The 14,580-nt window shown below is 70.7% G+C and carries 12 protein-coding genes; 6 read left to right on the plus strand and 6 right to left on the minus strand.

Annotated elements, in window-relative coordinates; all coding sequences use genetic code 11:
• Positions 1 to 134: 134 nt before the first annotated feature.
• Positions 135 to 2,333 carry a SpoIIE family protein phosphatase gene (locus CP983_RS21115; RefSeq protein WP_150501151.1) on the plus strand — a complete coding sequence of 733 codons (2,199 nt, stop codon included), beginning with the start codon at positions 135 to 137 and terminating at the stop codon, positions 2,331 to 2,333.
• On the opposite strand, the gene CP983_RS21120 is transcribed toward CP983_RS21115, so the two are convergent.
• The 3 genes from CP983_RS21120 to CP983_RS21130 form a co-directional block, all read right to left on the minus strand.
• The gene (locus CP983_RS21120) at positions 2,255 to 3,361 is read right to left on the minus strand and encodes an AI-2E family transporter (protein ID WP_163016873.1); all 1,107 of its coding nucleotides are present in this window, start codon (positions 3,359 to 3,361) and stop codon (positions 2,255 to 2,257) included. The genes CP983_RS21115 and CP983_RS21120 overlap by 79 nt on opposite strands.
• Before the next feature lie 167 nt (positions 3,362 to 3,528).
• The gene (locus tag CP983_RS21125) at positions 3,529 to 4,509 is read right to left on the minus strand and encodes a pirin family protein (RefSeq protein WP_150501153.1); all 981 of its coding nucleotides are present in this window, start codon (positions 4,507 to 4,509) and stop codon (positions 3,529 to 3,531) included.
• A gap of 191 nt (positions 4,510 to 4,700) precedes the next feature.
• Entirely contained in the window at positions 4,701 to 6,200 is a 1,500-nt protein-coding gene (locus CP983_RS21130) for an MFS transporter (RefSeq protein WP_150501155.1), read from the minus strand.
• A 132-nt stretch (positions 6,201 to 6,332) separates the two neighbouring features.
• On the opposite strand from CP983_RS21130, the gene CP983_RS21135 reads away from it, so the two are divergent.
• Positions 6,333 to 7,079: a TetR/AcrR family transcriptional regulator gene (locus CP983_RS21135; RefSeq protein WP_150501157.1), complete on the plus strand. Its 747-nt coding sequence runs from the start codon at positions 6,333 to 6,335 to the stop codon at positions 7,077 to 7,079.
• Between the two features lie 88 nt (positions 7,080 to 7,167).
• On the opposite strand, the gene CP983_RS21140 is transcribed toward CP983_RS21135, so the two are convergent.
• Positions 7,168 to 7,641, minus strand: coding sequence for an SseB family protein (locus tag CP983_RS21140; RefSeq protein ID WP_107904901.1), 474 nt, complete (start codon positions 7,639 to 7,641; stop codon positions 7,168 to 7,170).
• A 178-nt stretch (positions 7,642 to 7,819) separates the two neighbouring features.
• Between CP983_RS21140 and CP983_RS21145 the strand changes: the two genes are divergently transcribed.
• From CP983_RS21145 to CP983_RS21160, 4 genes are all read left to right on the plus strand, one after another.
• Positions 7,820 to 8,653, plus strand: a complete 834-nt coding sequence (locus CP983_RS21145) for a dioxygenase family protein (protein ID WP_150501159.1) — start codon at positions 7,820 to 7,822, stop codon at positions 8,651 to 8,653.
• A gap of 128 nt (positions 8,654 to 8,781) precedes the next feature.
• Positions 8,782 to 10,608, plus strand: a complete 1,827-nt coding sequence (locus CP983_RS21150; protein ID WP_150506772.1) for an acyl-CoA dehydrogenase — start codon at positions 8,782 to 8,784, stop codon at positions 10,606 to 10,608.
• 134 nt (positions 10,609 to 10,742) lie between these two features.
• Complete coding sequence (locus CP983_RS21155; RefSeq protein WP_125527890.1) at positions 10,743 to 12,038, plus strand: M18 family aminopeptidase; 1,296 nt, start codon at positions 10,743 to 10,745, stop codon at positions 12,036 to 12,038.
• Between the two features lie 59 nt (positions 12,039 to 12,097).
• Positions 12,098 to 12,346 carry a DUF6458 family protein gene (locus CP983_RS21160; protein WP_107904905.1) on the plus strand — a complete coding sequence of 83 codons (249 nt, stop codon included), beginning with the start codon at positions 12,098 to 12,100 and terminating at the stop codon, positions 12,344 to 12,346.
• Here the strand turns inward: CP983_RS21160 and CP983_RS21165 are convergent.
• Positions 12,334 to 14,160 (minus strand): NHL domain-containing thioredoxin family protein, encoded by a 1,827-nt coding sequence (locus CP983_RS21165; protein ID WP_150501161.1) that lies wholly within the window; start codon positions 14,158 to 14,160, stop codon positions 12,334 to 12,336. The genes CP983_RS21160 and CP983_RS21165 overlap by 13 nt on opposite strands.
• A gap of 29 nt (positions 14,161 to 14,189) precedes the next feature.
• Positions 14,190 to 14,576, minus strand: a complete 387-nt coding sequence (locus CP983_RS21170; protein ID WP_107904907.1) for a cupin domain-containing protein — start codon at positions 14,574 to 14,576, stop codon at positions 14,190 to 14,192.
• Positions 14,577 to 14,580: the final 4 nt, after the last annotated feature.

Here is a 14,580-nt window from a genome sequence, read left to right on the forward strand (position 1 = left end):
GTGAAACTCCCCCAAGCCTACCGGGCACCCCAAGATCGCCTCCCCACCATTTAGCCGTGGCCCCGGGCCCGGGGAGCGGATGCCCCGTACAGCTTCGGTGGCAGCGTTCGATCACCTCTTCTTAGAGTGGGGCAATGCGCACTGGTGAGCCCCTGCCCGCCGTGGGGGAGGTTCTGGCCGCCCTCGCGACCGGACTGTGGCACTGGAACACCGCCACGGGACTGGTCACAGTCGACGCGGAGGCGGCACGTCTGCTGGGCCTGCCCTCCGAACGGGCCACGCTCAGCCAGGCCCAGGTGCGCGCACGGCTGCACCCGGTGGACTGGAACGAGATCAGCGGCGTGATCCAGCTGGCCGTCGCCGAGGGCACGCTCGGCGAGGTGCGGGTGCGGATCATGGACGACCTGGGCCGGGTCGTCCGGGTCGGCCGCAGCCGCTTCCACGCGTCCTTCGACCGCGAGAAGCGGTCGTACGAGGTCACCGGGTCCCTCCAGGAGGTCACCGAGCCGGTGCCGGGCACCTCCGCCGGGCGTACGGCGGTCACCGGTGACTGGCGGCGCTCGCGGGAGGCGTTCCTGCTGGACGCGGGCCGGGCACTGGCCGAGGCGCGATCGACGGCCGAGGTGCTGCGGGTCGCGGCCGGTCTGTCGATGCCGGGCTTCTCACCGGACGGGCTCGCGGTCTTCGGCGTCACCGGCGACCGTCTGACGATCATCGGGCACCACGGCCATCAGCCCGGTGACGAGGGCCCCTTCACACATATGGCCCTGGACACGGACTACCCGGCCGCCGAGGTGGTCCGCACCGGCCGTGCCGTCTATCTCTCCTCGCCCGAGAAGTACAAGGACCGCTACCCGGTCACCTGGCCGCTCGCCGCGCACTTCGACCGGCAGTCCTGGGCGTTCCTGCCGCTGACCGTGGCCGGGCGCACGATGGGCGCCTGGATGGCGGCGTTCACCTATCCGGTCGCCTTCACCCCGGACGAGCGCTCCGTGCTGACGACGGTCGCCCGCATGCTCGCCCAGGCCCTCTCGCGCGCCGAGGCCGCCGAGTCCGCACGGGAGCTCACGGACGGCCTCCAGCGCTCGATGCTGCCCAAGCTGGGCCCCGAGATACCGGGCATGGGTGTCGCCGCGCGCTATGTCCCGACGGGCGGCGGCCTCCAGGTCGGCGGCGACTGGTACGACATGATCCCGCTGCCCGGGGGCACTTCCCGAACGGAGTTCGGGGGAGGCCGCTTCGCCCTCGTCATCGGCGACGTCCAGGGTCATGACGTGCGGGCGGCGGGCCTGATGGGCCAGCTGCGGATCGCGCTGCGCGCCTACGCCTCCGAGGGTCACCGCCCCGATGCCGTGCTCTCCCGGGCCTCGCGCTTCCTGCACGGGATGACGTTCGGCGCCCTCGACGAGGACCCGTCCGACCTGCGCTTCGCGACCTGCCTGTACGTCGAGGTCGATCCCGCGTCGGGCCTGCTGGACATCGCCCGCGCCGGGCACCCGGACCCGGCGATCCGGATGACCGACGGCACGGTGCTGGCGCGTCCGACGGCCGGCGGTCTGCCGCTGGGCATCGATCCGGACGCCGACTATCCGACGACCAGGATCACCCTGGAACCCGGCGAGACCATGCTGATCTGCACGGACGGGCTGATCGAGACCGGCGGCCACGACCTGGAGACCGGCTGGAAGCGCATCCGCTCGATCCTGGAGGAGCACGACGGCGACCTGGAGGGGCTCGCCGACGCCCTGGTCCAGGCCGTCCACGGCCCGTCCTCCCACCACACCACCGGCCCGCTCGCCGACCGGCGCGAGGACGACATAGCGGTACTGCTGCTGCACCGGCAGGGCGACGGACACGCCGACACCGCCCTGCGGACGACGGTCCGGCGCACCGTGCTGTCGGTCGCGCAGGCCGAGCCGGAGCGGGTCGGGGTGGCCCGGCAGCAGCTGCGGGAGCTGCTGCACGACTGGGCCTCCGAGGACCAGGTCGACTCCGCGGTCCTGCTGCTGTCGGAGACGCTGACGAACGTCCTGGTGCACACCGACGCCGACGCGCTGCTGCTGGCGGAGGTGCGGGGCGAGCCCGGCGACCGCCGGGTGCGCGTCGAGGTCACCGACACCAGCGACGACCTGCCGCACCGGCGCAGCCCCGGGGAGCTGGCCTCGTCCGGGCGGGGTCTGATGCTGATCGAGCTGCTGGCCCAGGCGTGGGGCGTCGACCCTCGCGGCGAGGGCAAGAGCATCTGGTTCGAGCTCTACGAGTCCGAGGGCGCCGTCGAGTCCGGGGGCGGCTCGGTCGAAGTCGCGGTCGCGCTCGAGGTCGAGCTGCCGTAGCGCTCCCGCAGCTCGTGCGCGACGCCGAACGCGGCGGCGGTGAGCGGTACGGCGAGCAGCATGCCGAGGATGCCGGCCACGGAGGCGCCCGCGGTGATCGTCACCATGACGACGGCCGGGTGCATCTGCACGGTCCGGCTCTGGATCGCCGGCGTCAGCACATGCCCCTCCAGCACCTGCACGGCCAGCACGATGCCCAGCACCCACAGCGCGATGACGAAGCCCCGGTCGGCGAGGGCGACCAGCACGGCGACGGCTCCCGAGATGACCGCGCCCAGATAGGGGATGTAGGCGCCGACGAAGACGAGCGCGCCGAGCCCGATAGCGCCCGGCACATCGAGGATCACCAGTCCGACGGTGATGCAGACGGCGTCGATGAAGGCGATGAAGGTGGTCCCCCGCATGAACCCCTCCACGGCCTGGAACGCGCGCCGGGCCATGGCCTCCACGAGTTCCCCGCTGCTGCCGGGCACGAGGGACCGCAGGGCGCCGGCCGCCCGGTCGGAGTCCCGCAGGAAGAAGAAGACCAGCAGCAGCGCGAGCACGCCGATGGCGATGGTCTCGCCCACGACGCTGACCCCGCTGATGAACCCGGAGGCGGCCGTCCCGCCGAACTTGGTGAGCAGCTCCTGGGCATTGGCGGCGACGTCGTCCAGTGAGGTGCCGGCGGCCCCGAAGTGGTCCGCGATGTCCCGGCCCGCCTGCTTGAGCGAGGCGACGATCTCGTCGCCGCTGTCCACGATCGCGGCGACGACGATGTACACGGCCCCGCCGACTACGGCCACCACGGCGACGCAGGTGAGCGCGGCGGCGACCGACCGGTTGACCTTGGCCTTCACCAGCCGCCGGTGCAGCGGCCCGAGCAGCGCCGTCCCCAGCAGCGCGAGCAGCACGGGCACCACGGCCGTACTGAACTCCACGGCCAGCCGGATCCCGACGTAGACCACTCCGGCGACGAGCAGCACGACCACACACCAGGCGGCGAGCCGCCGTACGGGATCGGGGAGCAGCGGGGTGGGGGCCTGCACGGTTCCAGCGGATCACGCGCGGGGCGGGGCTGTCGTGCGCGGGCGGACCGGGCGGGTGACGAGCGGGGAAGGGGCGGGGGACGGGTGGCGACGGGTGGCCGGGGTGACGAAAGGCCCGGGGCCGCACCACGCTGTGCGGCCCCGGGCCTTTTTCGTACCTGGGCGGGTCAGGCCTCGGAGGGACCCTCGCCGCTCATTCCGTGCACCGCCGGGACGGTGCCGAGGCGGCCCTTCTGGAAGTCCTCGAAAGCCTGCATGAGTTCGTCCTTGGTGTTCATGACGAACGGGCCGTAGTGGGCCATCGGCTCACGGATCGGCTGCCCGCCGAGGAGGACGACCTCCAGGTCCGGCGTGTTCGAGTCCTGCTTCTCGTCGGCGCGGACGGTCAGCGAACCGCCGTCGCCGAACACGGCCGTCTGGCCCGTGTGGATCGCGCGGCGCTCCGCACCCACGCTGCCGCGGCCCGCGAGGACGTACGCGAGGCCGTTGAAGTCCTCGCGCCACGGCAGGGTGATCTCCGCGCCCGGGGCGAGGGTCGCGTGGATCATCGAGATCGGGGTGTGGGTGATGCCGGGACCCTGGTGGCCGTCCAGCTCACCGGCGATGACACGCAGCAGCGCGCCGCCGTCGGGGGAGGTGAGCAGCTGGACGTTGCCGCCGCGGATGTCCTGGTAGCGCGGCGCCATCATCTTGTCCTTGGCCGGGAGGTTGACCCACAGCTGGAGGCCGTGGAAGAGACCGCCGGACATGACCAGCGCCTCCGGCGGGGCCTCGATGTGCAGCAGACCGGAGCCGGCCGTCATCCACTGGGTGTCGCCGTTGGTGATGGTGCCACCGCCGCCGTTGGAGTCCTGGTGGTCGAAGATCCCGTCGATGATGTAGGTGACGGTCTCGAAGCCGCGGTGCGGGTGCCAGGGCGTTCCCTTGGGCTCACCCGGCGCGTACTCCACCTCGCCCATCTGGTCCATCATGATGAACGGGTCCAGATGGCGGTAGTTGATCCCGGCGAACGCACGGCGCACCGGGAAGCCCTCACCCTCGAAACCGCTCGGCGCGGTCGTGACGGTGAGCACGGGACGGGCCACCGCCTCCGCGGGCGCGGCGACGCGAGGCAGCGTCAGCGGGTTCTCGACGGTCACTGCAGGCATGTCGGTACCTCCTTGTGCGGCCAGTTTAGTTGAGCGTTGAACTTCTTGCCACCCCTAACGGGAAAAGCGCGGCAGCCATTCCCGCCCGGGCACGCCGAAGGCCGGCGCCCAGGGCGGGCGCCGGCCTTCGTCACGAGGACCCGGTGCTTCGACGGCGGCTCAGTGTGTCAGGAAGAGCCGGTCCGAGGGGGTCAGACGACGAGTTCGGGCTGCTCGTCGGGGGTGCCGGCCGCCTCCTGCGGCCCGCGGCGGTCGTCGCGCATGACCAGGGTCGCCAGCAGCGCCGCCGCGAGGACGCCGATCGCGCTGACCGTGAAGGTGGTGGACATCGAGGCGGTGAAGGCCTCGCGGGCCGCCGCGATCAGACCGGCGTCGCCCCCGGCGACCGCACCGGCGATCGAGTGCCTGGCCTCCTCGGGCACGCCCTCGGGCATCCGGTCCGCGAAGCCGCTCGACAGCAGCGAGCCCAGGATCGCGATGCCCAGGGCGGTGCCGGCCTGCTGGACGGTGTCGTTCAGGGCCGAGCCGACGCCCGCCTTGTCCTCGGGGATCGTGCCCATCAGCGCGCCGACCGCGGCCGGCATCGCCAGGCCCGCGCCGAGGCCGAGCAGACCGAGCGCCACCGCCGGGACCGTGAAGCCGGAGTCCGCCGAGACCGTGGTCAGCAGCGCGAAGCAGGCCACCATCACCAGCATCCCCGCGAGGATCACCCACCGGTTGCCGTACCTGGCGGCGAGCTTGACGCCGGCGCCGTTGCCGACGAGGGCCGTGATCGCCAGCGGCAGGAAGGCGAGGCCGGCCTTGATGGGCGAGTAGCCGAGCACGAACTGGAGGTACTGGGTCAGGACCAGCAGCAGACCGCCGTTGCCGATCTGGACGAGCGCCAGGGAGAGCGAACCGCCGCTGAAGTTGCGGTGCCTGAAGAGGACCAGCGGGACCATCGGGGACTTGGTGACGTTCTCCCAGATCACGAAGCCGGCCAGCGACGCGAGAGCCACCGGCAGGGCGGCGGTCCACACCCCGTGCTGCGGGAGCTCGATGATCCACCAGACCAGGGCCGTCATCCCGACCGCCGACAGCACCGCGCCGAGCGGGTCCGGCTTCTGCCAGGGCGCCCTGGACTCCGGCATCAGCGTCAGACCGGCGACGACGGCGAGCACCACGATCGGCACGTTGATGAAGAAGATCGACTGCCAGGAAAAGTGCTCGATCAGGACACCGCCGAGCACCGGGCTGCCGACCAGACCGAGCATCGACACCGAGCTCCAGGCCGCCATCGCCCGGCCGCGCTCCTCCTCGTCGAAGACGGTGATGAGGATCGACAGCGTGGACGGCATGATCAGCGCCCCGCCGACCCCCATCGCGACACGGACGGCGATCACCTCGCCGGGGTTCGTGCACCAGGTCGCGGCCAGTGACGCCGCCCCGAAGAGCAGGAGCCCGATCAGCATCACCCTGCGGCGTCCGAACCGGTCGCCGAGGCTGCCGGAGGTGAGCAGCAGCCCCGCGAACACCAGGATGTAGGAGTCCAGGATCCACTGGGTCTCCTGCGCGCTCGCCCCGAGCTCCCCGGTCATCACGGGCACCGCGACGGTCAGCGCCATGCTGTCGACGACCAGCACCAGCGTGCTCAGGCAGAGCACCAGCAGGATCCACCAGCGACGTGGATCACGCGTTCCCTTGACGTCCATGACGTTCCCCTCCGGTTCGTGAACACCATTCCTTCGTTGCGAACACTGTACGCACAGCGGAACAGTGTTCGCAACACTTCATTCCTGTACGCTCGATGCGAACGATGTACGCAGGGATGCGAAGGAGTGCCGATGGCCGCCAGGACGACGAAGCAGAGCTCCATCCCCTCCGTGTGGGCCCGCCCGCAGCGCGAGTCCGACCAGCCCGCGCTCAGCCGGGCCACGATCGTGCGCGAGGCGATCGTCATGCTGGACGCGGAGGGCGTGGAGGCGCTGAGCATGCGCAAGCTCGCCACCAGGCTGAACGCCGGCGCGGCCTCCCTGTACCGGCATGTCGCGACCAAGGACGAGCTGATGGAGCTGGCCGTCGACGAGGTCGCCGCCGAGATCGACGTACCGCCCGCGGACAGCCCGGACTGGCGGGCGGCCGTGGCGCAGGCCGCGCACTCCTTCCGTACGACGGCACTACGGCACCCGTGGCTGTCCTCGGTCCTCGGCCAGGCGGGCCTCGCCTATCTCGGCCCCAACCTCATGTCGTACTCGGAGCGCTTGGCCGCCCTGTTCACCACTGCCGGGTTCCCGGACCCCAACGGGGCGATCGACGCCGTCCTGTCGTACGTCATCGGGATGAGCACCACCGAGGGCGCCTGGCTCATCACGGTCGCCCGCTCCGGGGAGACCGAGGCCGACTTCATCGCACGGCTGATGCCTGCGGCCCAGCAGGCGGTGGCGGACCACGAACACCTGGCCAAGGGCTACGCCCAGACGGAGGAGGTCGCCACCACGGACCCGGCGACCATGCGGGACACAAAGTTCGCGGCCGCCCTGGACATCGTCCTCGACGGCCTGGCCCTGCGCCTCGAAACGCCGGGATCCTGAGCGCCCCCCAGGGGCGCGGGGAACTGCGCGACCAGCCACAACGGCCCCGCAGACGCCGAACGACCCGGCGCGGCAACCCCGCGAAGCGCTACCCGTACATCCTGCGCATGGCGAACTCGACCATCTGCTCCACGGCCTTCGCGTCGAAGACCATGCGGTGCTCGCCCTCCATGTCGACGACGAAGCCGTAGCCGGTGGGCAGCAGGTCGATCACCTCGGAACCGGTGATGACGAAGTACTTGGACTCCTTGCCCGCGTACCTGCGCAGCTCCTTCAGCGAGGTGAACATCGGGATCACCGGCTGCTGGGTGTTGTGCAGGGCGAGGAAGCCCGGGTTGTCGCCGCGCGGGCAGTAGACCTTCGACGTCGCGAAGACCTGCTGGAAGTCCTCGGCGGACATCTGCCCGGTGGTGAAGGCGCGCACCGCGTCCGCGAGCGAGGGCGGGGACGGCTCGGGGTAGAGCGGCGGCTGCTGGCCGTACCCGCCGACGCCACCTGCCATGGGCTGCTGCGGCGGGGCGTACTGCTGCTGTGCACCGACGTTCTGGTCGTAGCCGTACATGAACGCAAGCGTACCCAGAGCCGCCGGGCTGCGGACCGGTACGGGGGCTGCGGCAAACCGACAGCGACTTGACAGCGACTCGACAGTCACCGCGCTGGTTTCGCACCGCGCACGCTCATAGCGTCGGCCGCAACGCGCAAAGTGCCGCGCACGGCACCGCACCGGCAAGGGGACAGCCATGCACCGACACGACGACGCCGAGGTCCACGAGCACGACCGCGGGCTCTCGTACGACCTCCCGGTCCTCGCCCGCCGCCGCATGATCCGGCTGATGGCGGGGGCGGGTCTGATCCCGCTGGTGGGCTGCACGTCCGACGGCGAGTCCTCGGCCGGCGCCTCCTCGAAAGGCTCCGCCGAGGCCTCACTCGGTACGTCCGCCGAGTGCGCGACCATCCCCGACGAGACCGCCGGCCCCTTCCCCGGCGACGGTTCGAACGGCGTGAACGTCCTGAAGGAGAGCGGTGTCGTGCGCGACGACATCACCAAGAGCTTCGGCGACTCCGCGGGCGGCACCGCCGAGGGCGTGCCCCTGACCGTCACGCTCACCGTCGTGGACGCGGCCTCCGGCTGCGGGACGCCGAAGAAGGGCGCCGCCGTATACATCTGGCACTGCGACCGGGACGGCAACTACTCCCTGTACTCGGACGGCGTCACCGAGGAGAACTACCTGCGCGGCGTGCAGGAGACCGACGACAAGGGCCAGGTCACGTTCAAAAGCGTCTTCCCGGGCTGCTACGCGGGCCGCTGGCCGCACATCCACTTCGAGGTGTACGGCAGCCTCGCGGACGCCACCGCGGCGACGGCCGTCACGAACACCTCCCAGCTGGCCTTCCCGAAGGACGTCTGCGAGACGGTGTACGACTCGGACGGCTACGAGAGGAGCGTGGACAACCTGAGCGGCCTCTCCCTGGAGACCGACGGGATCTTCAGCGACGGCGCCGACCAGCAGCTGGCCGCCATGAAGGGGAGTGTGGCGCGGGGATACACGGCGACACTGACGGTTCCGGTGTGACCTGTCACAGATTGCGGATCGGGGTTGCGTCTTATTACTGACGGGTAGCATCATCGTAGCTACTTGTTGGTACGTGAACTAGCGCGAGGATCCAAGTGCCTCGCCGATCCCTCTACGGAGTCGTCACCATGGGGCACTACAAGTCGAACCTCCGCGACATCGAGTTCAACCTCTTCGAAGTACTCGGACGCGACAAGCTGTATGGCACGGGTCCGTTCGAGGAGATGGACGTCGAGACCGCGAAAAGCATCCTGGAGGAGCTGACCCGCCTCTCCGAGAACGAGCTGGCGGAGTCCTTCGCGGACGCCGACCGCAACCCGCCGGTCTTCGACCCCGAGACGAACACCGCGCCGGTCCCGGCGTCCTTCAAGAAGAGCTACAAGGCCTTCATGGACTCCGAGTACTGGCGTCTCGGCCTGCCCGAGGCCATCGGTGGCACGACCGCGCCGCCGTCCCTGATCTGGTCGTACGCGGAGCTGATCCTCGGCTCGAACCCGGCCGTGTGGATGTACACCTCCGGCCCGGCGTTCGCCGGCATCCTCCACGACGAGGGCACCGAGGTCCAGAAGAAGATCGCGCAGATCGCCGTCGAGAAGACCTGGGGCTCCACCATGGTCCTCACCGAGCCCGACGCGGGTTCGGACGTGGGCGCCGGCCGCACCAAGGCGATCCAGCAGGAGGACGGCTCCTGGCACATCGAGGGCGTGAAGCGCTTCATCACCTCCGGTGAGCACGACATGGAGGAGAACATCCTTCACTACGTGCTGGCGCGCCCCGAGGGTGCCGGCCCCGGCACCAAGGGCCTGTCCCTCTTCCTCGTCCCGAAGTACCTCTTCGACTTCGAGACCGGCGAGCTGGGCGAGCGCAACGGCGCCTACGCCACGAACGTCGAGCACAAGATGGGCCTGAAGGCCTCCAACACCTGCGAGATGACCTTCGGTGACCAGCACCCCGCCAAGGGCTGGCTGATCGGCGACAAGCACGACGGCATCCGCCAGATGTTCCGCATCATCGAGTTCGCCCGCATGATGGTCGGCACGAAGGCGATCTCCACGCTGTCGACGGGCTACCTGAACGCGCTGGAGTACGCCAAGGAGCGCGTCCAGGGCTCCGACCTCGCGGCGTTCGGCGACAAGGCCGCGCCCAAGGTCACCATCACCCACCACCCCGACGTGCGCCGCTCGCTGATGACGCAGAAGGCGTACGCGGAGGGCATGCGCGCCCTGGTGCTGTACACCGCCTCGGTCCAGGACACGATCGCCGTCAAGGACGCCGCCGGCGAGGACACCAAGGCCGAGCACGCGCTGAACGACCTGCTCCTGCCGATCGTCAAGGGCTACGGCTCCGAGAAGGGCTACGAGCAGCTCGCGCAGTCGCTCCAGACCTTCGGCGGCTCCGGGTTCCTCCAGGAGTACCCGATCGAGCAGTACATCCGCGACGCCAAGATCGACACCCTCTACGAGGGCACCACCGCGATCCAGGGCCAGGACTTCTTCTTCCGGAAGATCGTCCGCAACCAGGGCGCGGCCCTGAACTCGCTCGCCGAGGACATCAAGAAGTTCCTGGCACTCGGCGAGGGCGGCGAGGACCTCGGCACGGCCCGCGAGCAGCTCGCCAAGGCGGCCGTGGAGCTGGAGGCGATCGTCGGCCTGATGCTGACCGACCTCGCGGCCACCGAGCAGGACGTCAAGAACATCTACAAGGTGGGCCTCAACACCACCCGTCTGCTGATGGCCTCCGGTGACGTCGTCGTCGGCTACCTGCTCCTCAAGGGCGCCGCGATCGCCGCCGAGAAGCTGCAGACGGCCTCCTCCAAGGACAAGGCCTTCTACCAGGGCAAGATCGCGGCGGCGAAGTTCTTCGCAGCCAACGTCCTGCCCGGTGTCACCGGTGCGCGCAAGCTCGCCGAGGGCGTCGACCTGGACCTGATGGATCTGGACGAGGCGGCCTTCTAACCGGAGGCGACGACGCCGGAACGACCGCTTCCACCCGGTCGTTCCAGGCACTCACGGACAATCCACATCGCCCTCACGAGGGCCCGCTCCCCTTCTCCGGGAGCGGGCCCTCGTACGTCGTTAAGGTGAACCCCATGAGCGAACCCCCCCGCTTCGATCGCGGCCACACCGACGACCTCATGTCCTTCCTGGCGGCCAGCCCGTCGCCGTACCACGCCGTGGCGAACGCCGCCGAGCGGCTGGAGAAGGCAGGATTCAGGCAGGTCGCGGAGACGGACGCCTGGGACGGGACGAGCGGTGGCAAGTACGTGCTGCGCGGCGGCGCGATCGTGGCCTGGTACGTCCCCGAGGGCGCGGCGCCCCACACGCCGTTCCGCATCGTCGGCGCGCACACGGACTCGCCCAACCTGCGGGTCAAGCCGCTGCCCGACACCGGCGCGCACGGCTGGCGCCAGGTGGCCGTGGAGATCTACGGCGGACCGCTGCTCAACTCCTGGCTCGACCGCGACCTCGGCCTCGCCGGCCGGCTGACGCTGCGCGACGGCTCGACGCGGCTGGTGAACGTGGACCGGCCCCTGCTGCGCGTCCCCCAGCTCGCCATCCACCTGGACCGCTCGGTCTCCGCGGAAGGGCTCAAGCTCGACAAGCAGCGCCACCTCCAGCCCGTCTGGGGCCTCGGCGACACCCGCGACGGCGACCTGATCGCCTTCCTGGAGGAGACCGCCGGGCTGGCGGCCGGCGAGGTCGCGGGCTGGGACCTGATGGCCCACTCCATCGAGGCACCCGCGTACCTGGGCCGCGACAAGGAGCTCATGGCCGGTCCCCGCATGGACAACCTCCTGTCGGTGCACGCCGGTGCGGCGGCGCTGGCCGCGGTCGCCGGCTCCGGCGCCGCGCTGCCCTGCATCCCGGTGCTGGCGGCCTTCGACCACGAGGAGAACGGCTCGCAGAGCGACACCGGTGCGGACGGGCCGCTGCTGGGCAGCGTCCTGGAGCGCTCGGTCTTCGCGCGCGGCGGGTCGTACGAGGACCGGGCGCGCGCCTTCGCCGGCACCGTCTGTCTCTCCTCCGACACCGGCCACGCGGTCCACCCCAACTACGCCGAGCGCCACGACCCGACGCACCACCCGCGCGTCAACGGCGGGCCGATCCTCAAGGTCAACGTCAACAACCGCTACGCCACCGACGGTTCGGGCCGGGCGGTGTGGGCGGCGGCCTGCGAGAAGGCCGAAGTCCCCTTCCAGTCCTTCGTCTCCAACAACTCCATGCCCTGCGGCACCACCATCGGCCCGATCACCGCGGCCCGGCACGGCATCAAGACCGTCGACATCGGCGTGGCGATCCTTTCGATGCACAGCGTGCGGGAGTTGTGCGGCGCGGACGACCCCTGGCTGCTGGCGAATTCGCTGGTGGCGTTCCTGGAGGGGTAGTCCGGGATACGTGGGGTACTCGCCTGCGACCGGAACCACCGGACAGGAAGGCGAGACACATGGGCCTCGGCGGGTGCATCATCCTCATCGCCGTTGGAGCCATCCTCACGTTCGCGACCGACTGGGAGATGGACGGCGTCAATCTCGACCTGGTCGGGGTCATCTTCATGATCGTGGGACTGATCGGCGTCACGACGTTCAGCAGCATCGCGCGGCGCAAGCGGGTGGTGGTGCCCCCGACGACTCCGGTCGTCGAGGAGGACCACCACCACCGCAGGGACGGATACAGCGACGGCTACGGCGTCTGAGCGTCCATCCCGGCCAGCACCAGCGGGAGACGGTCGGCGCCCGTCTCCGTCAGACGGACCGGCACGCCCCAGTCCTGCTGGTGGACATGGCACGCCGGGTACTCGTTGTGAGGGTCGTCGTCGCAGGACGCGGCCATCGCCGAGACATGCAGTACGCCCTCCGGGACGGACGGGTCGAGTTCGAGGGTGCGGGCGAGATCGGTGCCCGCACCCTCGCCCGTGCGCAGCAGCTCCGGAGGGGTCGAGGAGACCAGCAGCCGGGTCGAGGGGCCGTACCGGGTGTCCAGCTTCTGGCCCGCCGGGGCCTGGAAGATCACGTCCAACAGGAGCTTGCCGGGGGCCACTTCGGTGGCGGCGCGCCGCGTGCGGTGGGCGACCGCCTCGACGCGGACGGCCTCCTCGGGCAGCCGCAGCCGGGTCAGCCGGTGCCGGGCCGACTCCACGACCACGATGTCCTCGCCGGCCAGGACCGCGCCCGACGGCTCCCGCAGGTCCGTCGCCAGGGTGGTGACCTCGCCGGTCGCCGGGTCGTAGCGGCGCAGGGCGTGGTTGTAGGTGTCGCTGATCGCCACCGAGCCGTCGGGCAGGGCCGTGACGCCCAACGGGTGCTGGAGCAGCGCCTGTTCGGCGGCGCCGTCGCGGTGCCCGAAGTCGAAGAGGCCGGTGCCGACGGCGGTGTGGACCGCGCCGTCGGGGTCGACCCAGCGCAGCGCCGAGGTCTCCGAGTCTGCCAGCCACAACCTGTCGGGCGTCGCCGCGAGCCCCGACGGCTGCGCGAACCAGGCCTCGGCGCCCGGACCGTCGACCAGGCCCTCGTTGGAGGTGCCGGCGGTCACGGAGACGGTGCCGGAGTCCGGGTCGTACGCCCACAGCTGGTGGATGCCGGCCATGGCGATCCAGACCCTGCCCTGCCACCACGCCACGTCCCACGGTGAGGACAGGTTGACCTCGCGCGCGGGGCCGGACGTGGCGTCGCCCTGCATCCACTGGTGGCCGGTGCCGGCGAGGGTGGTGGTGCGGCCGCTGACCGGATCGAAGCGCCGCAGGGCGTGGCTCACCGTGTCGGCGACGACCACGGAGCCGTCCGGCAGCAGCGCCAGGCCCTGCGGTTCGTTGAAGCGCGAGCGCACCTCGGTGCTGTCGGTGAACCCGCGACTGCCCTGGCCGATCCGCCGGACGACGGTCTCGCCGTCCGGCTCCAGCTCCACCAGCTGATGCCGGGTGGTGTCGCTGACCAGGAAGTTCCCGCTCGGCAGCAGCAGCGCCTTCCCCGGGAAGCGCAACACCGTGGGCTCCGGCTCCGGCGCCACGTACGGGCCGTCGCCGCGCCGCAGCGTGCCCTTGGCCTCGTGCTCGGCCTCCAACTCGGTCACCAGACGCTCGATGGCGTGCACATGCCCCTCGCCGGCGTGCTGCGCGACGACATAGCCCTCGGGGTCGATCACCACGAGCGTCGGCCAGGCCCGCACCGCGTACTGCTTCCAGGTGGCGAGCTCGGGGTCGTCCAGCACGGGATGCTCGACGCCGTACCGCTCCACCGCGTCCACGACCGCCCCGTGCTCGGCCTCGTGCACGAACTTCGGCGAGTGCACCCCGACGACGACCACCGTGTCCCGGTGCTTGCGCTCCAGCGCCCTGAGCTCGTCCAGGACGTGCAGGCAGTTGATGCAGCAAAAGGTCCAGAAGTCCAGGACGACGATGCGTCCTCGCAGGTCGGCGAGGCTGTACGGGCGGCCGCCGGTGTTCAGCCAGCCGCCCTCGCCGACCAGCTCGGGGGCGCGGACGCGGACGCGTCGGGGTGCGGAGTCGCTCATGCCCCCAGGGTGCCACCGGCCACCGACAGTCAGCCCAGGGCGTGTCCGGTGGTGGCGTCCACATGGGCCGGTACCTCGTCGTGGCGGTCGCCGACCGTCAGGGTGCCGGTGGGTTCGAGGAGGAGGATGGACGTCGGGGCGGGGGCGTACGGCTTGTGTTCGGTGCCGCGGGGGACCGTGAAGACCGAGCCCTTGGGGAGGACGACGGTGCGTTCCGTGCCGTTCTCGCGCAGGGAGATGTGCAATTCGCCGTCGAGGACCAGGAAGAACTCGTCGGTGTGGTCGTGGGCGTGCCAGACGTGTTCGCCGTCGACCTTGGCCACGCGGACGTCGTAGTCGTTGACGGACGCGACGATGCGCGGGCTCCAGGTCTTGGTGAAGGAGGCGAGGGCCGCGTCGAGCGAGATGGGTTCCATGCGC

Origin of the sequence: Streptomyces chartreusis (genome assembly GCF_008704715.1) — a bacterium.
GTDB lineage: Bacteria > Actinomycetota > Actinomycetes > Streptomycetales > Streptomycetaceae > Streptomyces > Streptomyces chartreusis.